This window comes from Microbacterium sp. ZXT2-5 (assembly GCF_055329545.1).
The window spans coordinates 1,098,033-1,117,524 of sequence record NZ_JBUZWD010000001.1 but is presented as its reverse complement, the minus strand read 5'-3'; the positions used below and the strand labels follow the sequence as shown (position 1 = coordinate 1,117,524).

16 protein-coding genes and 1 tRNA gene are annotated in these 19,492 nt (G+C 70.6%); 10 read left to right on the top strand and 7 right to left on the bottom strand.

What is annotated here, in order from left to right; all coding sequences use genetic code 11:
- Positions 1–2: 2 nt before the first annotated feature.
- Both ACZBH1_RS04815 and ACZBH1_RS04810 read right to left on the bottom strand, forming a co-directional pair.
- Positions 3–956, bottom strand: coding sequence for an L-lactate dehydrogenase (locus tag ACZBH1_RS04815; protein WP_463645679.1), 954 nt, complete (start codon positions 954–956; stop codon positions 3–5).
- A gap of 109 nt (positions 957–1,065) precedes the next feature.
- Entirely contained in the window at positions 1,066–2,433 is a 1,368-nt protein-coding gene (locus ACZBH1_RS04810) for an MFS transporter (protein WP_463646658.1), read from the bottom strand.
- Positions 2,434–2,607: 174 nt separating this feature from the next.
- Between ACZBH1_RS04810 and ACZBH1_RS04805 the strand changes: the two genes are divergently transcribed.
- Complete coding sequence (locus ACZBH1_RS04805) at positions 2,608–3,462, top strand: class II glutamine amidotransferase (RefSeq protein WP_463645678.1); 855 nt, start codon at positions 2,608–2,610, stop codon at positions 3,460–3,462.
- Positions 3,463–3,542: 80 nt separating this feature from the next.
- A tRNA-Ser gene (locus ACZBH1_RS04800) sits at positions 3,543–3,633 on the top strand.
- A gap of 127 nt (positions 3,634–3,760) precedes the next feature.
- Here the strand turns inward: ACZBH1_RS04800 and ACZBH1_RS04795 are convergent.
- Positions 3,761–5,584: a SulP family inorganic anion transporter gene (locus ACZBH1_RS04795; protein WP_378879857.1), complete on the bottom strand. Its 1,824-nt coding sequence runs from the start codon at positions 5,582–5,584 to the stop codon at positions 3,761–3,763.
- A 181-nt stretch (positions 5,585–5,765) separates the two neighbouring features.
- Here ACZBH1_RS04795 and ACZBH1_RS04790 point away from each other — a divergent pair, with 181 nt between their 5' ends.
- The 5 genes from ACZBH1_RS04790 to ACZBH1_RS04770 are packed head-to-tail and all read left to right on the top strand — an operon-like array spanning position 5,766 to position 11,218.
- The gene (locus tag ACZBH1_RS04790) at positions 5,766–6,749 is read left to right on the top strand and encodes a sugar phosphate isomerase/epimerase family protein (protein ID WP_463645677.1); all 984 of its coding nucleotides are present in this window, start codon (positions 5,766–5,768) and stop codon (positions 6,747–6,749) included.
- Positions 6,746–8,476, top strand: coding sequence for a dihydroxyacetone kinase family protein (locus tag ACZBH1_RS04785; RefSeq protein WP_463645676.1), 1,731 nt, complete (start codon positions 6,746–6,748; stop codon positions 8,474–8,476). Before ACZBH1_RS04790 ends, ACZBH1_RS04785 begins: the two co-directional genes overlap by 4 nt.
- Positions 8,473–8,985, top strand: coding sequence for a ribose-5-phosphate isomerase (locus ACZBH1_RS04780; RefSeq protein WP_336393722.1), 513 nt, complete (start codon positions 8,473–8,475; stop codon positions 8,983–8,985). Before ACZBH1_RS04785 ends, ACZBH1_RS04780 begins: the two co-directional genes overlap by 4 nt.
- Positions 8,982–9,950, top strand: a complete 969-nt coding sequence (locus tag ACZBH1_RS04775; protein WP_463645675.1) for a 3-hydroxyacyl-CoA dehydrogenase family protein — start codon at positions 8,982–8,984, stop codon at positions 9,948–9,950. The genes ACZBH1_RS04780 and ACZBH1_RS04775 overlap by 4 nt, the downstream gene beginning before the upstream one ends.
- Entirely contained in the window at positions 9,947–11,218 is a 1,272-nt protein-coding gene (locus tag ACZBH1_RS04770) for a D-arabinono-1,4-lactone oxidase (RefSeq protein WP_463645674.1), read from the top strand. The genes ACZBH1_RS04775 and ACZBH1_RS04770 overlap by 4 nt, the downstream gene beginning before the upstream one ends.
- 33 nt (positions 11,219–11,251) lie before the next feature.
- Here the strand turns inward: ACZBH1_RS04770 and ACZBH1_RS04765 are convergent, their stop codons facing one another.
- From ACZBH1_RS04765 to ACZBH1_RS04750, 4 genes are all read right to left on the bottom strand, one after another.
- Positions 11,252–12,766 (bottom strand): alanine/glycine:cation symporter family protein, encoded by a 1,515-nt coding sequence (locus ACZBH1_RS04765; RefSeq protein ID WP_336393719.1) that lies wholly within the window; start codon positions 12,764–12,766, stop codon positions 11,252–11,254.
- An 81-nt stretch (positions 12,767–12,847) separates the two neighbouring features.
- Positions 12,848–13,549: a potassium channel family protein gene (locus ACZBH1_RS04760; RefSeq protein ID WP_463645673.1), complete on the bottom strand. Its 702-nt coding sequence runs from the start codon at positions 13,547–13,549 to the stop codon at positions 12,848–12,850.
- Complete coding sequence (locus tag ACZBH1_RS04755) at positions 13,542–14,909, bottom strand: TrkH family potassium uptake protein (protein WP_463646657.1); 1,368 nt, start codon at positions 14,907–14,909, stop codon at positions 13,542–13,544. The genes ACZBH1_RS04760 and ACZBH1_RS04755 overlap by 8 nt, the downstream gene beginning before the upstream one ends.
- A 133-nt stretch (positions 14,910–15,042) precedes the next feature.
- Positions 15,043–16,425 carry a TrkH family potassium uptake protein gene (locus tag ACZBH1_RS04750; RefSeq protein WP_463645672.1) on the bottom strand — a complete coding sequence of 461 codons (1,383 nt, stop codon included), beginning with the start codon at positions 16,423–16,425 and terminating at the stop codon, positions 15,043–15,045.
- 274 nt (positions 16,426–16,699) lie between these two features.
- Between ACZBH1_RS04750 and ACZBH1_RS04745 the strand changes: the two genes are divergently transcribed.
- Genes ACZBH1_RS04745 through ACZBH1_RS04735 form a run of 3 tightly spaced genes read left to right on the top strand, consistent with a single transcriptional unit; the run spans position 16,700 to position 19,484 of the window.
- Complete coding sequence (locus ACZBH1_RS04745) at positions 16,700–17,842, top strand: Gfo/Idh/MocA family protein (RefSeq protein WP_463645671.1); 1,143 nt, start codon at positions 16,700–16,702, stop codon at positions 17,840–17,842.
- Entirely contained in the window at positions 17,839–18,735 is an 897-nt protein-coding gene (locus tag ACZBH1_RS04740) for a DUF6807 domain-containing protein (RefSeq protein WP_463645670.1), read from the top strand. The genes ACZBH1_RS04745 and ACZBH1_RS04740 overlap by 4 nt, the downstream gene beginning before the upstream one ends.
- Positions 18,735–19,484, top strand: a complete 750-nt coding sequence (locus ACZBH1_RS04735) for a cupin domain-containing protein (protein WP_463645669.1) — start codon at positions 18,735–18,737, stop codon at positions 19,482–19,484. Before ACZBH1_RS04740 ends, ACZBH1_RS04735 begins: the two co-directional genes overlap by 1 nt.
- Positions 19,485–19,492: the final 8 nt, after the last annotated feature.

Here is a 19,492-nt window from a genome sequence, read left to right as displayed (position 1 = left end):
CGTCAGGCGCGCAGCGAGTCGGCCACCTTCTTGAGCGCATCGGCGGACGCGTGGAACAGCTCGAGCTCGCGGTCGTCGAACCTCGTCTCGCGGATCGGGACCGCGCCGGTCGCACTCACCACCGACGGCACCGACAGGGCCACCCCGTCGACGCCGTGGAACCGGCTGAGCACCGTCGACACGGGCATGACCGCGCGCTCGTCGTTGAGGATCGCCTCGATGATGCGGGCGCTGGACAGGCCGATGGCGTAGTTCGTCGCACCCTTGCCCTGGATGACCTTGTAGGCGGCGTCGCGGACGTCGACGGCGATGCGGTCGAGCTCTTCGACGGTCAGGCGGTCGCCGCGCGGTGTGACCCAGTCCAGGATCGGCACGGTGCCGATCGTCGCCTTGGACCACAGCGGGAACTCGGTGTCGCCGTGCTCGCCGACGATGTAGGCGTGCACGCTCGAGGTGGAGACGCCGGCGCGCTCGGCGAGCTTCCACCGCAGGCGCGAGGTGTCGAGCACCGTGCCGGAGGCGAAGATGCGCTCGGGCGGCAGGCCGGTGTCCTCCTGCGCGAGCACGGTGAGCACGTCGCACGGATTGGTGACGATGACATAGATCGCGTTCGGGGCCGCCTCGAGCAGCTGCGGCATCATCTTCTGCATGATCCCGGCGTTCACGCCGGCGAGTTCGATGCGAGTCTGCCCCGGGTGCTGCTTGGCGCCGGCCGTGATGACCACGACGTGCGAGCCCTCGACGACCGACAGGTCGCTGCCGCCGACGATGTCGCTCGAGCCGGTGAACTGCGTCCCGTGGGCGAGGTCGAGCACCTCGGCCTCGACCTTCTCGGTCGCGATGTCGTAGAGCGCGACGTGCCGCGCGGACCCCCGGATCAGCGCCGCGTAGGCCGCGCTGGACCCCACGCTGCCCGCTCCGACGATGGTGACTTTCGAGTTCTCGATCACGGCCATGCCGCCAGTCTGGCAGCGCGGGACGCGGTGCGGCCAGCGCCGGTGGCCGTGAGTATGGCGACGGCGAGCGGATGCCGCGCCCCGGCCGGGTCGCGGCATCCGTCGCCCGTCACGCGGGCGGTGTGTCGGCGGCGGTCTCGGGATTGCGGATGCCGAGGAACGAGGTGATCCCGCCCGCGATCATGAGAGCGGCCGTGACGATCGCCGCGCGGTGGAAGCCGTCGAGGTCGAGCGCGCCGCCGACGATCGTGGCGAGCAGGGCGATCGCGATGAGGCCTGCGACGCGGGCGACGGCGTTGTTGACCGCGGATGCGATGCCGGAGCGCTCCGGTCCGATCGAGCCCAGGATCGCCGACGTCAGCGGCGCCACCGTGAGCGCCAGTCCCGCGCCCAGGACGACCATGCTCGGAAGCACCTGCCACCAGTAGGAGAAGTCCGTGCTCACGGTGAGCAGGAGCAGGGCGCCGGCGCCCATAGTGATCGGGCCGACGGTCATGAACAAACGCGGACCCCACCGGCCGCTGAGCGTGCCCACGCGGGAGCTGAAGAGGATGAGGAGGATCGTCGTGGGCAGGCTCGCGAGCCCCGCGAGCGTGGCGGAGAGGCCGGCGCCCTCCTGCAGGTAGACCACCACGACCATGCCGTTGAGGGCGAGGGCGCCGTAGATGAACGTCGTCGCGATGTTGCCCGCCGAGAAGTTGCGGACCCGGAAGAGGTCCAGCGGCAGGATCGGGCTGCGCACCCGCCGCTGGCGCAGGATGAACAGCACGAACAGCACTGCGCCGAGCAGGAGCGGCACCCAGATCGCGGGAGAGGACCAGCCCAGGTGGGGCTGCTCGATGAGCGCGTAGACCATGCCGCCGAGGCCGAGGGTGCACAGGGCCGCGCCGAGCCAGTCGATCGAGGCATCCGGGTGCCGGGTGTCACGGAAGCCGCCCCGCGCGAGCAGCACCAGCGTCGCGCCGATCGGGAACACGTTGATGAGGAACGCCAGCCGCCACGACGCCAGGTCGACCAGGAGGCCTCCGATGAGGGGGCCGACGATCATCGCCGAGGTCGTCATCGCCGTCCAGACGCCGATGGCGCGGCCCTGCGCCCCGCCGGAGAAGTTCGACGTGATGAGCGCGAGTGAGCTCGGCACGAGGAACGCGCCCGCGGCACCCTGCACCGCTCGCGCGACGATCAGGAACTCGGCCGTCGGCGCGGCCGCGATCGCGAGGGATGCCACGCCGAAGCCGATGAGCCCGATGCGGAGCACCAGCACGCGACCGTAGGCGTCGCTCACGGATCCCGCGACCAGGATCAGCGCGCCGAGGGTGATGAGGTAGGCGTCGACGACCCACTGCTGCGTCCGGAGGCCGCCGCCGAGCTCGTCGCTGATGGCGGGGAGGGCGACGTTGACGATGGTGCCGTCGAGGAAGGCCACGAAGGATCCGAGGATCGCGATCCACAGCACGAACCGCTGCGTCGTCGACATCGGATCGGTGACGGTCTGCTCGGCCCCGGATTGCTCGTGCGTCACGACCCCCACGCTAGACCCGCCCGGCGACACGGCGGTCGGTCCGCGCGACCCCGTGTGCGCGGGGGCTCGGCGCCGTAAGATGACGACAGCCCCACCCTGTGCCGCTTCGAACCTCGCGCGGGAGCTGCGATGTGCCGATGGCTGGCCTACACGGGGGAGCCGCTGCGGCCGGCCGCCCTCGTCCTCGACGCGCAGCACTCGGTGGTGGCGATGTCGCAGAATTCGCCGCTCGGAGCCGAGACCGTCAACGGCGACGGCTTCGGCTTCGGCTGGTACCCGCAGGACACCGGAGGGACGGATGCCGCCAGCCCGAGGCATCCGTTCGTCTTCCGCAGCATCGAGCCGGCGTGGAACGATCAGAACCTCCGCGAGATCACCCGCGCCGTCCTCAGCCCGCTTTTCTTCGCGCATGTGCGCGCGGCCGCGGGACCGCCGATCCAGCAGACGAACTGCCACCCGTTCCGGCACGACGAGTGGCTCTTCATGCACAACGGCGCGATCTCGGGATTCGGCCTCATCAAGCGCGACCTCACGCTCGCCGTCGACCCCGCGCTGTACCCGCTCATGCAGGGGACGACGGACTCCGAGGTGTTGTTCCACCTCGCCCTGACGTACGGACTCGCCGACGACCCGATCACGGCCGTCGGTGCGGCCATCCGCCGCGTGGAGGAGCTCGGCCGTGCGGCCGGCGTGCCGTTCCCGATGCAGGGCACGCTCGCGGTCTCGGACGGGACGACGCTGTGGGCGTTCCGCTATTCGTCGCAGGGGCGCTCGCGGACGCTCTTCCACTCGGCGGACATCCCCACGCTGCGCGCGATGTACCCCGACGCCGAGCGCCTGTCGCTCTTCGGCGACCACGCGCAGGTCGTCGTGTCCGAACCGCTCAACGATGTGCCGGGCATCTTCCACGAGGTCGGCGAGTCCACCGTGGCGGTGCTCGACCCCGACGGGTACCACCACCGGTCGTTCCTCGACGCTGCCTGACGATGTGGCGGCGGCGGGCGGCGAGCGCGGCGGCCAGGACCGATTCGCGGCATCCGTCCGCGTGTCGTAAGCTTGTCGGCGGTGACGTGTCCGAGCGGCCGAAGGTGCAACTCTCGAAAAGTTGTGTAGGGTAACCCCCTACCGTGGGTTCAAATCCCACCGTCACCGCCAGTTTGGGCCAGATCGACGTCCTTCTCGGACGGTCTCGATCTGGCCCATTCCTCGTAGCGGGATGACACGAGCTGGAACCACCACGCCACAGGGCGTGAACAGTCGGACTCACTCGAAGCGTCACGCGTCAGAGTCCGCTTCCACGCGTCTCGTCGCCTGCGCTCTGGGACAGTTGCGCCCCGACGGCCCGATGGACGTTGCCGTGGACGTGGTCAGTGCCGATCCGATCGATGATGCCCTGGGCCTCGAGTACGTCGCGTACGCGGGGCTTGACTCGCGCCAGCCGCATCGTGACGCCCTCCGCTTCGGCCAGGTCGACGAGCTCGGTGAGTTTGGCTGCCCCCTGCGAATCCACGAAGGCGACGCCTTCCAGATCGATCACCAGCGCGGTGAGGAGCGGGTCCCCGGAGATGACCTTGCGGATGCGTTCATCGAACGCTTCGGCGGTTGCGAAGAACAGGCCGCCGTCCAGACGTATCACGGCGATACCGGCGATGGTCTCATCGGCGGGGTTGAGGTCGATGTCGCGGAAGACCTGGGTGCCGGGCTCACGGCCGAGCAGGGGCATGGCGGGCCGTGTCGACACGTAGATGAGCCACCCGAGCGACAGTGCGATCCCGATGACGATCCCGAAGAGCACGCCCGCGGACAGCACGCCCACGACGGCCGCCACCGCGATCCAGAAGTCGAATCTGGACACGCGCCGCAGCCGGGAGAACTCTTTGAGGTCGATCATCCCGAACACGACCGCGTCGATGATGATGGAGGCCAGCACGGCCTTCGGCAGCTCTGAGAAGACAGGTGCGAGGAAGAGCAGCGTCAGGATCACCAGCGTTCCGGTGGTGAGCGACGCCACGGGTGTGCGCGCACCTGCGGATTCGTTGAGCGAACTGGCCGACAGACTCGTCGAGACCGGCATCCCTTGGACGAGGCCGGCGCCGACGTTGGCCATACCCTGGGCCACCGCCTCCTGATTCACATCGATGCGGTAACGGTGCCGGGTCGCGAAGGATCTGGCGTCGCCTGCCGTCTGAGAGAACCCGATCAGCAGCAGCGCCAATGCCGCGATGATGATTTCCGGGACGTTCCCCAGGACGATGTCGAGGTCCGGCAATTGCGGGACGGGCAGCCCGCTCGGCACGTCGCCGACCAGCGTCACTCCTCGCTCGCCCAGGTTGAGCAGCGCGGATGCGAGGAGCCCGCCGACGACGAGCACCAGCGCGCCGGGGATCTTGGGCGCCCAGAAGCGCAGCGCGAGGATCACCGCGAGGGCTGCCGCGCCGACCACCAGTGTCGGGAGGTGGATGGCACCCAGCCCGACGATCCACGACGCGAACTCCCGCCACACGTTGTCGCCCTCTCCCGAGGTGCCGGTCAGCTTGGGCAGCTCTCCCACGACCACATCGATTGCGGCTCCCGCCAGGAACCCGGTGACGACGGCCTTCGAGAGGAACTGGGCGATCCATCCCATCCGGAAGAGCGCCAGGAGCAGCAACAGGATGCCGGTCACCAGCGTGATCGCCGCGACGAGCTGAGCTGCATCACCGCCAGTGACACCGGTCACGATCACCACACCCCCGGCGACCGTTGCCAACGCCGAGCTCGGACCGGTGGAGATCTGACGTGACGTGCAGAACAGCGCGTAGACGATCGCCCCGGCCGCCGCAGCGTACAGACCGTTCTGAACTGGGATCCCCGCGATCTCGGCATACCCGAGGTTCTTCGGCACGATCATCGCCACGACGGCCACTCCCGCGATGATGTCCGCGCGCAGCCATCGCCGTTCATAGCGAGGCAACCAGCGCAGGATCGGGAGAAAGCCTGCGGAGCCGCTCTTCGCGCTTGTCCGCACAGTTGCCTCCGACCATCGGCGCGTCGGGCCGGTCGCCGGCAGGGTACGAGAAGCGCCTCGCCGACACCGCCGATGTTCCCGATGCTTTCCTGACGGCATGCTACGTCCCGAGAGGACGCAGACGCACCTGTGCATGTCCCGGACCGGCGACCACGGGAGCCGAGACGGCGAGCGAGCTCTGACGGAACCCAGTTCGACGAACCGCTTTGCCATCGCTCGAAGGCACGCTAACGTTGAGAATTGTTGTTGCCTAGAACAAATCGCGAGCCAAGGATGCCTCATGACCGGCCTCACTGCGGAGAACTGGCCGATCGCGGCCGCCGCGCTTCCCTTCCCCGGCACCACCGCTGACGGACGCAGCGTCACCGACGCGGGCGCCGAGGAATGGGCGGTCACCCTGACCGAGATCGCCGATGCCGGGTTCGACCGTGTCGACATCACCGACTCGTGGCTGCGCGTCGGGGACCTGACCGCCGGCGGCCTGCGTGATCTGAAAGACGCGTCCGCGCGCGCGGGCGTCGTGCCGACGTCGATCTCGGCCATCCGGCGCAGCGTCATCGATCGCGCCGACGGCGACGCGAACCTCGCCTACAGCCATCGCACGCTCGACGCCGCCGCCGCGCTCGGAATCGAGACCGTGTCGTTCGGCCTGCACCAGGCGCTGACTCCGCAGCAGCAGGAGGAGCTCTGGTTCTGGACGGTGCAGGGCCACGTCGACGACCCCGCGGACTGGAATCTCGCGGTCAGCCGGCTGAGAGAGCTCGGCAGCCACGCCGCGGAGCTCGGCATCCTGGTCTCCCTCGAGATGTACGAGGACACCTTCCTCGGCACCGCCGACTCGGCGGTGCGCCTGGTAGAGGAGATCGGTCTCGACAATGTCGGCCTCAACCCCGACATCGGGAATCTGGTGCGACTGCATCGGCCCATCGAGTCGTGGTGGGAGCTCGTCGAGAAGACGCTGCCCTACGCCAACTTCTGGCACGTCAAGAACTACGCGCGCGACGAGGACACGGCACGCGGGACGTACTTCGCGGTGCCCGCGCCGATGCAGTACGGCCTCATCGACTACCGCCGCGCGTTCCGGTACGCGATCGCGCAGGGCTTCCAGGGCGTGATCTGCGTGGAGAACTACGGTGGCGACGGGCTGAGCGTGTGCGCCGACAACCGCGATTACCTGCGCCGGCACGTGCTCCCCAAGCGCGACGGCTACGTGCGGGGCGAGAGCAGGGTGCGCCAGCCCCGCCACGACGGAGGTGCCTCGTGACCCGCATCGCCAACGACCCGGCCGAGTTCGTTCCGCAGGCCCTCGCCGGTTTCGTCGCCGCGCACGGCGACCTGGTCCGCGCCGTCGACGGCGGCGTCGTCCGCGCCGCTCCTGCACCGCGCGGCTCGGTCGCGCTCGTCGTGGGCGGCGGGTCGGGGCACTACCCCGCCTTCGCCGGCGTCGTCGGAGCCGGGATGGCGGCGGGCGCGGTGTGCGGCAACATCTTCACCTCGCCCTCGGCGGGGCAGGCCTATCGCGTCGCGAAGGCGGCGCATCGCGGCGGCGGCGTGCTCTTCAGCTTCGGCAACTACGCCGGCGACGTGCTGCACTTCGGGGAGGCGCAGGAGCGCCTGCGCGAGCAGGGCATCGACGCGCGCACGGTGCTCTGCACCGACGACATCGCCAGCGCCCCGCAGGACGAGCTGCACAAGCGCCGCGGCATCGCGGGCGACTTCGTCGTGTTCAAGATCGCCGGCGCGGCCGCCGAGCGCGGCGACTCGATCGACGACGTCGAGCGCCTCGCCCGACACGCGAACCACCGCACCCGCACGCTCGGAGTCGCCTTCAGCGGCTGCACGTTCCCGGGCGCCGACGAGCCGCTCTTCACCGTCCCGGACGGCATGATGTCGATCGGTCTCGGCATCCACGGCGAGCCCGGCATCCGCGACGTGCCGCGCGCCACGTCGGAGGACCTCGCCCGCACGCTCGTCGACGCGCTCCTCGCGGACGTCCCCGAGGAGCGCGGCGATCGCGTGGCCGTGATCGTGAACGGCCTCGGCTCGGTGAAATACGAGGAGCTCTTCGTCCTGTACGGCGACGTCGCCGCCCGGCTCGACGCGGCGGGCATCACCGTGGTGCAGCCGGAGGTGGGCGAGCTCGTGACGAGCCTCGACATGGCCGGGGCATCCGTCACCCTCTTCTGGCTCGACGACGAGCTCGAGGCGCTGTGGGCCGCGCCCGCGTACACGCCGGCCTACCGCAAGGGCTCGGTCGTCATCGCCCCCGCTGCCGACGCCGAGGACGAGGACGAGGGCGCCGCGGCCGAGGCCGCGAGCAGCTCCGATGCCTCCGCGTGGTCGAAGTCCGCCGCCGCGGTCGCCCGGGCCTGCCTCGTGGCCGCGCGCGACACGATCCACGAGCACGAGGCCGAGCTCGGCCGCATCGACGCGATCGCCGGGGACGGCGACCACGGCGTCGGCATGCGCACCGGCGTCGACGCGGCATGTGAGGCGGCCGACCCCGACGCGGGCCTGGCGGCGATGCTGGATGCCGCCGGCGAGGCGTGGAGCGAGAAGGCCGGGGGCACCTCCGGCGCGCTGTGGGGCGCGATGCTGCGCGCGATCGGCTCCGCGCTGGACCGCGATGGCGCCGACCCGCGCACGTCCGCCGTCGGCGCAGCGCGAGCGGCGCTGGACGCGGTGACCGCGCGCGGCGGCGCGAGCGTGGGCGACAAGACGATGGTCGACGCGCTCGATCCGTTCGCGCGAGTGCTCGCCGAGCAGATCGACGCCGGCGAGAGCCTGCCCGTCGCGCTTCAGACCGCCGCCCGGGCCGCGACCGACGCCGCCGCGGCCACGTCGGCCCTTCGTCCCGCCCTCGGTCGCGCCCGCCCGCTCGCCGAGAAGAGCCTGGGGCATCCCGACGCCGGTGCGACGTCGCTCGCCCTCATCGCGACGGCGATCGCCGAGGCATCCGCACAAGAGAACCTTCGAGAGGAACAGCGATGAGCGACACCCTGCGCATCGTCGTCGGAAGCGACGATGCCGGTTACGAGTACAAGTCCGCCCTGAAGGCGCTGCTGGAGGCCGACCCCCGGGTCGCCTCGGTCGCCGACGTGGGCGTCGCGGGCGACGAGCACACCGACTACCCGCACGTCGCCGTCGAAGCCGCCCGTCGCGTGGCCGCCGGGGACGCCGACCGTGCCCTGCTCATCTGCGGCACCGGGCTCGGCGTGGCGATCTCGGCCAACAAGGTGCCGGGCATCCGCGCCGTCACCGCGCACGACAGCTACTCGGTGGAGCGCTCGGTGCTCAGCAACGACGCGCAGGTCCTGACGATGGGGCAGCGCGTCATCGGCCTCGAGCTCGCCAAGCGCCTCGTGACGGAGTGGCTCGGCTATCGGTTCGACCCGTCCTCGTCGTCGGCGGCGAAGGTCGCCGCCATCGACTCCTACGACCAGCCCGGCGTCGCCGGAGACACCACCCAGAACCCGCACACCGTGGAGGCCCGCTCATGACCCGTATCGCCGTCGTCGGCAGTGGCTACATGGGTGGCGGGATGGCGCAGGTCTTCGCGATGGCCGGCCACGACGTCGTGCTCTCGGACGTCACCGCCGAGATCGCGGCATCCAACCTCGATCGGGTCCGCACCGAGGCCGCGCAGTTCGAGCAGCAGGGTCTCTTCCCGGCAGGAGCCGCCGAGCTGGTCGCGCGCCACATCTCGGCCGCGCAGAGCATCGAGGAGGCCGTCGCCGACGCCGAGTTCATCGAGGAGGCGGTGCCCGAGCGGATCGAGGTCAAGCACGAGACGCTCCGGCGCATCTCGCAGGCCAACGCGCAGGCCGTCATCGGCAGCAACACCTCGACCATCTCGATCACGAAGCTCGCCGAGGCGGTGGCGAACCCGGAGCGGTTCCTCGGCGTGCACTTCTCCAACCCCGCGCCGTTCGTGCCGGGGGTCGAGCTCATCCCTCACCCGTCCACCGCCGAGAGCGCGATCGTCGTCGCCGAAGAGCTGCTGTCGCAGTGCGGCAAGGTCGGCGCGCGCGTCAAGGATGCGACCGGCTTCGTGCTGAACCGGCTGCAGTACGCCCTGTTCCACGAGGCGACGCAGCTCGTCGACGAGGGCATCGCGACGCCGGAGGACATCGATGCCATCGTCCGGTCGACCTTCGGGTTCCGGCTGCCTTTCTTCGGTCCGTTCGCCATCGCCGACATGGCGGGTCTGGACGTCTACGCGTTCTGCTACGCCTCGCTGCAGGGTGACTTCCCCGAGCGGTTCGCCACGCCCCCGATCCTCGCCGAGCGGATCGAGCGCGGCGAGCTGGGCACCAAGTCCGGTGCCGGGTTCCGCGAGATCGACCCCGCGCGCATCCCCGAGCTGGTGGCCTACCGCAACCGCGCCTACGCGAAGATGAAGGACCTCCTCGACGAGCTCGGGCCCTCGCCCTTCGAGGCGCCGGCCGATGGGGTGGCGCGATGACGACGGCTCGCCCGGACCTGACCCGCAACTGGGCATCGAACGTGGTCTACGGGCCGTCGCGGATCGTCGCACCGCGGTCCCTCGACGAGCTCGCCGAGGTGGTGCGCTCGGCCGACCGCGTGAAGGCCCTCGGCAGTCGCCACTGCTTCAACACGATCGCCGACACCGACGGTGTGCACGTCTTCCTCGGCGAGCTCCCCGCCGAGGTGAGCATCGACGCCGAGCGCGGTGTCGTGCGCGCCGCGGCCGGCCTGCGGTACGGCGACATCGCACCGGCGCTTCACCGCGAGGGATGGGCGCTGGCCAACCTCGCGTCCCTGCCGCACATCTCGCTCGCCGGAGCCGTCGCGACCGGAACGCACGGCTCGGGCGACGCCGTCGCCTCCCTTGCGGCGGCCGCCGCGGGCGTCGAGCTCATGACCGCCGACGGCGACCTGCGCACGTTCCGGCGGGGCGACGCCGACTTCGACGGCGTCGTCGTCTCACTGGGTGCGCTCGGCATCGTGACGGCGCTCGAGCTCGATCTGGTGCCGACGTTCGAGGTCGCGCAGACCGTCTACGAGCGCCTGCCGCTGGATGCCGTGCTCGAGGACCTGGACGCGATCACCGGCCTGGGCTACAGCGTGTCGATGTTCCACACGTGGCGCGATCCCGGCACCGTCGACCAGTTGTGGGTGAAGCGTCGGGCCGATCAGGCCGGCGCGCTCCCCGACGAGATCCTGGGCGCCCCGAAGGCGCCGGGCAAGCGGCATCCGCTCCCCGGCGTATCGGCCGAGAGCTGCACCGAGCAGCTCGGCGCCCCGGGGGAGTGGTACGCCCGGCTGCCGCACTTCAAGCTCGAGTTCACGCCGTCCAACGGCGAGGAGCTGCAGTCCGAGTTCCTCGTGCCCCGGCGCAACGCCGTCGCGGCCATCGCGGCGATGCGCGACCTCGCCGGCCAGGTCGCGCCGCTGCTGCAGGTGTGCGAGCTGCGCACCGTCGCGAGCGACGACCTGTGGCTGTCTCCCGCGTACGAGACCGACGTCCTCGGCATCCACTTCACCTGGCAGCCCGACCAGCCCGGCGTCGAGCGGCTGCTGCCCGTCATCGAGCGTGCCCTGGAGCCCCTGGATGCGCGCCCGCACTGGGGCAAGCTCTTCACGCTCGACGGGGCGGCCGAGCGGATGCCGCGCCTCTATCGCCGCTGGGACGACTTCGCGGCGCTGCGCCGCCGCCTCGACCCGCGAGGCGTGTTCGGCAACGACTTCCTCTCGCGGCTCGGTCTCTGAGGAGCGGGTCGGACGGGGAGGCGGCCGGCACCTTCAGCGCTGGTCGCTCGACTGGTCGTGGTGCAGGTGGTCGCGGTGCTTCTCGGCCTGCCGCGTCTTGGTGACGGTGTCGATCGGACCGGTGACGGTGAGCTCGTCCTCCCAGCACTCGATGCCGGTGACGCCGGGGAGCCTGTCGCGCGTGAAGACCGGGTCGCGGCCCGCGCGCCGCTGACCGGTGTAGTCCTTGAGCAGCTTGAACGCGAGCCCGGACAGCAGGCCGATGGCGATGAGGTTCGTCAGCGCCATGAGGCCCATCACGCCGTCGGCGAAGTTCCACACGAGGTCGGCCCCCACCACGGAACCTGCCAGCACGGCGGCCACCACGAGCACCCGGTAGACGGTGAGCAGGATCGGGTTGGTCGAGATGAACTCGATGTTGGACTCGCCGTAGTAGTAGTTGCCCAGGATCGACGAGAACGCCAGCAGGAAGATGATCACGGTCAGCGCGATGTTCGACCATTCGCCCAGCGTGCCGACGAGCGCCCCCTGCGTGAGCCCGATGCCCTTGGTGGCTCCGGCGAGATCCGGCACCGACACCAGGATGATGAAGGCGGTGATGGAGCACACCAGGAACGTGTCGAAGTAGACCCCGAGGGTCTGGACGAGCCCCTGCTTGACCGGGTGCGTCACCGCGGCGCTCGCGCCGGCGTTGGGGGCGGAGCCGAGCCCGGCCTCGTTGGAGAACATGCCGCGCTTGACGCCGGTGAGGACGATGTACCCGAACGCGGCGCCGACGACCTCGTTGAATCCCCAGGCCGAGGTGAAGATCTCGGCGAAGACCGGGCCGATCCGGTCGACGTGCAGCGCGACCACGACGATGCCCAGCAGCAGGTAGGCGATCGCCATGATGGGCACCAGGAACTGGGTGACCGAGGCGATCCGGCGGACGCCTCCGAACACGACCAGCCCGGTGAGCACCGCGATCCCGAGGCCCACGCCCCACGGCAGCCAGGGGTTGTCGCCCCCGATGCTCGACGTGACCGTCGCCGAGATCGTGTTGGCCTGCAGGGAGCTGAAGGCGAAAGGGAAGCAGACGATGAGGATGACCGCGAACCAGACGCCGAGCCAGCGCGCCTTCAGGCCGCGCTGCATGTAGTACGCCGGCCCGCCGCGGAAGCTGTCCTTGTCGCGCACCTTGAACAGCTGCGCGAGCGAGGACTCGATGAAGCTCGACGCCCCGCCGATGAACGCCATCACCCACATCCAGAACACGGCGCCGGGTCCACCGACGGCGATCGCGGTGCCGACCCCGGCGATGTTGCCGACGCCGACCCGTGATGCCGCCGAGATGGTGAAGGCCTGGAACGCCGAGACGGACTGCGGATCGCCGTCGGCGTTGCGGGGCGTCTTGTCGGTGAGGGTGCGGAACATCTCGGGGATGAGCCGGAACTGCACGACGCCGGAGCGGATCGTGAAGTAGAGACCCAGGAGAACGACGACCGGGAGGACGACCCAGGTCCAGAGGTTGTCACCCCATGTCAGCAACCACGCGTTGACGGCATCCATGCCCGTCAGTATGGCGAACTCCGCGCCTGCCGGGGGGAGGCGACGCGCCCGTGCCGCGACCCCGCCGCCATGGTTTCCGCGTCAGATGAGCTGAGCGAACGCCTCGGCGTCGCGCGTCTTGCCCACCACGAGGATGGTGTCGCCCGCGCGCAGGACGGTGCGGTTGTCGGCGTTGTCCCAGGGGCTGTCGCCGTGCTGGAACGCGGCGATCGTGACGCCGTGGCTGCGACGGAGCCCCGTCTCGCCGAGCGGGACACCCTGGACCGACGAGGGCGCGGGCGCCTTGACCATGGCGTATCCGGGAGCGATCTCGATGAAGTCCAGCGCAGCGCCGCGCACCAGGTGCGCCACGCGGCGGCCCATGTCCTTCTCCGGGTAGATCACCTTGCCCACGCCCAGCTGTTCGAGGATCAGCCCGTGCTGGTCGTCGACGGCCTTCGCCCAGACCGCCGGGATGTCCATGGTGAGCAGGATCGAGCACGTCAGGATCGACGCCGAGATGTCGCCGCCGATCGCGACGACCACGCGATCGAACTCGTCGACGGCCAGCTGCTCCAGCGCCTCGCGCTTGGTCGAGTCGGCGCGCACGACCTGGGTGAGCTGCCCGTTGAGCGACTGCACGAGATCCTCGGAGAGGTCGATGCCCAGGACGTCCGTCCCGCCGGCCATGAGCTCGAGGGCGAGCGCGCTGCCGAACCTCCCCAAGCCGATCACGGCGACGGAGTGGGCCTCGGCGGTCCGGCGCGAACGCGCGGATCCCGAGAACGCGGGGAATCTAGCCAATGGCGGGCCTCTCCTTCGGGTATTCGTACAGGACGCGCCGCTCGCGCAGCGCGATCGCCGACCCGAGCGTGAGGGGCCCCAGCCGGCCGAGGAACATCATCACGATCAGCACGACCTGGGCAGGTTCCGACAGGGTCGGCGTGATGCCCGTCGACAGGCCCACGGTGGCGAACGCGGAGACGGTCTCGAACAGCGCCCGATCGAGGTTCTCGCCCGTCAGCAGCATGAGCGATCCGGTGCCCGCGACGACCGCGGCCACCGCGATCAGGACGACCGTGATCGCCTGCCGGTGCACCGCCCGCGACAGCCGCTTGCCGAAGATGTTCACGGCTCCTTCGCCGCGCAGCTCGGTGAGCATGATGAAGAAGAGCACCGCGAACGTCGTCACCTTGATGCCGCCCGCGGTGCCTGCAGGCCCGCCGCCGATGAACATCAGGATGTCCATGCCGAGCCACGTCTCGTCATGCATTGCGGCGATGTCGACCGAGTTGAAGCCGGCCGTGCGCGTCTGGACCGACTGGAAGAAGCCGGCCAGCACCCGCGCCCACGGATCGAGGCCTCCGAGGGTGCCGGGGTTGTCCCACTCGATGACCGTGATGTACACGGACCCTGCGGCGAGCAGGACCACCGTCGCCGACAGCACGAGCTTGGTGTTCATGGCCCAGTGCAGCGGATGCCGGAACTCCTTGCGCAGCTGCATGATGACCGGGAAGCCGAGCCCGCCGAGGATGATCGCCGCCGCGATGGGGAGGCAGATGAACGGGTCGCCCACGAAGGCCATCAGGCTGTCGCTGTACAGGGCGAAGCCCGCGTTGTTGAACGACGAGACGGCGTGGAACACGCCGTGCCACGCGGCATCGCCGAGGGAGTAGCCGTAGCCCAGCAGGAACCGCAGGAACAGGACGACGAAGAGGGCGGCCTCGGTCGTCAGCGAGATGCCGACGATTCCCCGCACCACGCCGCGCACGTCGTCGAGACCGAGGACCTTCGCCTCGGCGGCCGCATACAGCCGCGATCGCACGGAGATGCGCCGGGCGAGGACGAGCCCGATCAGCGACGCGAAGATCATGATCCCGAGGCCGCCCAGCTGGATCAGCACCAGGATCACCGCCTGGCCGAACGGCGTCCAGAACGTCGGGGTGTCGACGACGACCAGGCCCGTCACGCACACCGCGCTCGTGGCGGTGAAGAGCGCCTCGACGGGGGTCGCCGCGCCGGGGCCGGCCTTGGCGACCGGTGTCAGCAGCAGCGCCGTTCCCGCGAGGATCGTCACGGCGAATCCGCTCGCCACGGCCTGCGCCGGGTGCAGGCGAAGCCGAGAGGCCAGCTCTCGATTGCGCACCCGGCCCGGCCGTCTCATCGCCACCCGCACACGGTACTCGCGCCGCGACCGCCCGCCTGGCCGCCCTCACGGAATCCTCACGACGGCATCGGGAACGCGTACGAACGCCGGGACGGATGCCGCGCGCGAACGTCTCGGCGTCCCCGCGGCGTCAGCCGACGATCGGCCGTTCGGTGGGGAAGGAGAAGAGCATCTTGCGCTGCCTGACGGCCAGCGCTGCGGCCAGGCCGATCGGCCCGATGCGGCCGGCGAGCATCAGGATGGAGAGCACGAGCTTCCCGAACGCGTCGAGCTCCGCTGAGAGCCCGACCGACAGCCCGCACGTGGCGAACCCGGAGATGACCTCGAACAGGATCCGATCCAGCGGCGCATCGTTCGTGAGCGTGATGAGGGCCGTCGCCCCGAGCACCAGCGTGGCGCCGAGGAAGGTCACGCTGATGGCGACTCGGAGCAGCCCGTTCGGGATGGTGCGGTCCGCGACGCTCAGATCCCGCGTTCCGCGGGCCTCGGCCGCGATGGCCAGGAACAGCACGGCGAGAGTCGTCACCTTGATGCCGCCGGCCGTGGATGCCGAACCGCCGCCGACGAACATCAGCGCGTCGCTGAGCAGCAGCGTGGTCGACGTGGACTGCGCCGTGTCGACGATCGCGAACCCGCCCGAGCGCATCATCGTCGAGGCGAACAGGCCGTTGAGCACCTTCTCGCCGACGGTGTAGTCGGCGATCGTCGCCGGGTTGCTCCATTCCGTCGCCGTCCAGGCGGCGGCGCCGACCAGCAGCAGCAGCGACGTGGTGACGAGGGTGAGCTTGGTGTGCAGGTTCCACCGCTTGCGGTTCCATCGCGTGTTGATGAGGTTGAGGAAGATCGGGAATCCGAAGCTGCCGACGAAGACGCCGATCGCGATCGGCGTCAGCACCCAGCCGTCGTCCCGGAACGGGATCAGACCGCCCTCGTGGACGGAGAAGCCGGCGTTGTTGAAGGCGGAGATCGAATAGAACAGGCCGTGCCACAGGCCCCTGCCCCAGCCCTCGGCGACGATGAAGGCGGGGGCGAGCGCGACGAAGAGGGTCCCTTCGATCGACAGGGTCGTCAGCACGACGATCTGCAGCAGGCGCCGCACCTCTCCGAGTTCGGGGGATCCGATGTTCTGCTGGGCGAACACTCTGCCGCCGAGCCCCAGCTGCCGGGTGACAGCGCGCGCCAGCAGGAGCGCGAGGGTCACGATCCCCAGGCCGCCGATCTGGATCGCGACGAGGATCACGATCCACCCGAAGGGCGACCAGTAGGTCGCGGTGTCGACCGTCGTCAGGCCGGTGACGGTGATCGCCGACGTCGCGGTGAAGATCGCGTCCTGCCAGGGTGCCGCCCTGCCGGTCGCCGTCGCGATGGGAAGCCGGAGCAGCAGCGAGAAGACCGCAGCCGCGCTGATGAACACGAGCACGGACGCGCGGGCGGGCGACCGCCTGATGAACCCGCTGAGGACCCGCTGGGCTCGCCGGAGGGGTCTCCGCTCGGAGGCTGTGGTTGAGGTCATCGAGGGTCTCTTCCAGGGACGGCGACGGACTGCCTCGCCGACCCGACTTCCCGGCACACCGGCCAGCACCATACCGCACCGGTCTTTCTGTCACGATAAGCACCGCGCAGGCGGGCGGCCTCACCTCACCGCCGGGGCGCCTCGCGCGCGGTGACGTGCGCGCCGGCTGAGCCGGCCGCGGGTCGCGATCTCGACGCCGGGTTTGACGGCGCGCGCGAGGCCGCATACGCTCTGAAGCACGTTAGTGAACGTTCACTGTATTGAGGGAGCAACGATGCCATCCGCCACCACGCCCGAGCGAGGCGCCGCCCCGCTGCGATCGGCCATCATCGGGACGGGCGGCATCGCGCACGCGCACGCCGGCGCCATCGCGGGTCTGGCCCCGCGCATCGAGGTCGTCGCGGTCGCGGACGTCGACCGCGACCGCGCCGAGGCCTTCGCGCTGCGGCACAGCCCGCAGGCCTCGGTGTACGCATCGGCCGACGAGCTGCTCGCCGCGGAGACGCTCGACCTGGTCCATGTGTGCACTCCGCCGCAGACGCACGTGCCGCTCGCCATCGCGGCGATGCGGGCCGGGGTCCCGGTGCTCGTCGAGAAGCCGACGGCGCTGAGCCTGGCCGAAGCCGATGAGCTGGCCGCGGTGTCCGCGGAGACGGGCGTGCCCGTTCTCACGGTGTACCAGCACCGCTTCGGCCCGGCGGCGCAGCGTCTGCTCCGTCTGTTCGCGGAGGGTGCGCTCGGTCGCGCGATGGTCGCGACCTGCGAGACGCAGTGGTACCGCGGCCCGGAGTACTTCGACCTGCCCTGGCGTGGGCGGTGGCACGTCGAGGGCGGCGGGCCCACCATGGGTCACGGCATCCACCAGTTCGATCTGCTGCTCGCGGTGCTGGGTCCCTGGTCCCGCGTGTCGGCGTTCGCCGCTCGGCAGAAGCTGCCGACCGACACGGAGGACGTCTCGGTCGCCGTCGCGGAGTTCGACAACGGCGCCCTCGCGACGATCGTCAACTCCATCGTCTCGCCGCGCGAGAGCTCGCGCCTGCGCTTCGACTTCGACTGCGCGACCGTCGAGGTCGAGCACCTCTACGGCTACGCCGACGGCGACTGGACCTTCACGCCGGCACGCGGACACGAAGAGCTCGCGTCGCTGTGGCACGCGTCGGACAGCCCGGAGACGACCAGCCATCGCAGCCAGATCGAGGCGATCGTGACGGCACTCGAAGAGGGGCGGGACCCGGGCGTGGGCATCGCCGACGCCCGGCGCACGCTCGAGTTCGCCGCCGCGACGTACGCGTCGGCGTTCCGCGGAGTTCCGATCCGTGCGGGCCAGATCACGCCGGACGACCCGTTCGCGACGGCGATGGACGGCGGCGCGGTGCCCTGGGCGCCCGTCAAGGAGCCGATCGGGGCGGGCGCGTGAGCATCCGCATCGACGATGACGGCGTCGGCGCGTTGAGCATCCGGGACGGTGATGTCGAGCTCGTCCGGTATACGTACGTCCCCGACACCGTCCAGTTCGAGTCGCCGAAGCCGTACCTTCACCCGATCCGCACGCGGGCCGGGAGACTGGTCAGCCTGTTCCGCCCCTGGGATCACGTCTGGCACAAGGGCATCGCATGGTCGCTGCCCGTCGTCGGCGACGAGAACTTCTGGGGCGGCGTCACGTACGTCAACGGCCAGGGGTACGTGCAGCTGCCCAACAACGGGGCGCAGGTGCACCAGGGCGGCGGAGCGTCGACGGACGGAACGAGTGCCTCGTACGCCCACGACCTGAAATGGATCGCCGAGGACGGCAGGCGGCTGTTCGCCGAGCAGCGGCAGCTCGGCGCCCATATCCTCGACGACACCGCCTGGGCGCTCACCTTCGACACCGCGCTGACGAACGTCTCGGACGAAAGCATCCCCATCGGGTCCCCGACCACGCGGGGCCGGGAGAACGCCGGATACGGCGGCCTGTTCTGGCGCGGCCCCCGCTCCTTCACCGACGGGCTGGTCGTCACCGAGGGCGCGCGCGGCACCGGAGACGACCTCCGCGGACAGCGTCACGCGTGGATGGGCTACGTCGGCCGCCACGACGACATCGACGAGCAGTCCCTCGTCGTCATGGTCGACGATGCCCGGAATCCGCAGCATCCGCCGCAGTGGTTCGTGCGATCCGAGCCGTTCGCGTGTCTGAACCCCGCACCGTTCTTCAGCGAGGAGCTGGTCGTGGCGCCGGGCGAGACCGTCCGGTTCCGCTACGCGGTGGCCATCGCGGATGCCGGAGCCGACGCCGCCCCGGCGCTCGCCGCAGCCGCGGGGACGGTGCTCTGATGGCAGGCTTCCCCGGCGGGGTCGCGCTCAGCGAGCTCGCCGTGTACGACTGGGAAGCGGCCGACGGGTGCGCGGGCGGGACCCCCCACCTGCACACGGCATCGAGCGAGGGCTACGTGGTCGTCGCGGGCGCAGGGGCGGTCCAGACGCTGTCGTCGGTGGGCCGCGAGGAGCACCCGCTCGCTCCCGGCGACATCGTCTCGTTCACCCCCGGCACCGTGCACCGGCTGATCAACGGCGGAGACCTGCGTCTGCTCGTCGTCATGTCGAACGCCGGACTCCCCGAGGCCGGCGACGCCGTCATGACGTTCCCCGACGACGTCCTCGCCGACCCCGAGGCGTACGCGCGCGCCGCCGCGCTCCCTGCGGGCGGCTCGGACGACGAACGGGCCGCAGCGGCCCGCTCGCGCCGGGATCTCGCGCTCGAGGGGTACGCGTCGCTCTGCGCCGCGATCGACGACGAGGGGCCATCGGCGCTCGAGCGCTTCCACCGCCGGGCTGCGGCGCTCGTGCAACCCCGCGTCGCGCGGTGGCGCACCATCTGGCAGCAGACCGTCGCGGCGGAGACGGATGCCACGCGCGCTCAGTTGGACGCACTCGAAGCGGGGCGGCGCGGAGCGCTCGGCGAGGCCGCGGTGACCAGGGCCACGCCACGCGACGCCCGCGGCTTCGGGATGTGCGGGCGCCTCACCACGTGGCAGTGGCCCACGCAGGCGATCGAGGACGGCGGGGTCGAGCGGCGAGCGTGATGCCGCCT

Bases quoted from the DNA above. Each gene is read 5' to 3' on its own strand.
- ACZBH1_RS04815 (WP_463645679.1), bottom strand. From the start codon at position 956: ATGGCCGTGATCGAGAACTCGAAAGTCACCATCGTCGGAGCGGGCAGC.
- ACZBH1_RS04810 (WP_463646658.1), bottom strand. From the start codon at position 2,433: ATGTCGACGACGCAGCGGTTCGTGCTGTGGATCGCGATCCTCGGATCC.
- ACZBH1_RS04805 (WP_463645678.1), top strand. From the start codon at position 2,608: ATGTGCCGATGGCTGGCCTACACGGGGGAGCCGCTGCGGCCGGCCGCC.
- ACZBH1_RS04795 (WP_378879857.1), bottom strand. From the start codon at position 5,584: ATGCCGTCAGGAAAGCATCGGGAACATCGGCGGTGTCGGCGAGGCGCT.
- ACZBH1_RS04790 (WP_463645677.1), top strand. From the start codon at position 5,766: ATGACCGGCCTCACTGCGGAGAACTGGCCGATCGCGGCCGCCGCGCTT.
- ACZBH1_RS04780 (WP_336393722.1), top strand. From the start codon at position 8,473: ATGAGCGACACCCTGCGCATCGTCGTCGGAAGCGACGATGCCGGTTAC.
- ACZBH1_RS04775 (WP_463645675.1), top strand. From the start codon at position 8,982: ATGACCCGTATCGCCGTCGTCGGCAGTGGCTACATGGGTGGCGGGATG.
- ACZBH1_RS04770 (WP_463645674.1), top strand. From the start codon at position 9,947: ATGACGACGGCTCGCCCGGACCTGACCCGCAACTGGGCATCGAACGTG.
- ACZBH1_RS04765 (WP_336393719.1), bottom strand. From the start codon at position 12,766: ATGGATGCCGTCAACGCGTGGTTGCTGACATGGGGTGACAACCTCTGG.
- ACZBH1_RS04755 (WP_463646657.1), bottom strand. From the start codon at position 14,909: ATGAGACGGCCGGGCCGGGTGCGCAATCGAGAGCTGGCCTCTCGGCTT.
- ACZBH1_RS04750 (WP_463645672.1), bottom strand. From the start codon at position 16,425: ATGACCTCAACCACAGCCTCCGAGCGGAGACCCCTCCGGCGAGCCCAG.
- ACZBH1_RS04745 (WP_463645671.1), top strand. From the start codon at position 16,700: ATGCCATCCGCCACCACGCCCGAGCGAGGCGCCGCCCCGCTGCGATCG.
- ACZBH1_RS04735 (WP_463645669.1), top strand. From the start codon at position 18,735: ATGGCAGGCTTCCCCGGCGGGGTCGCGCTCAGCGAGCTCGCCGTGTAC.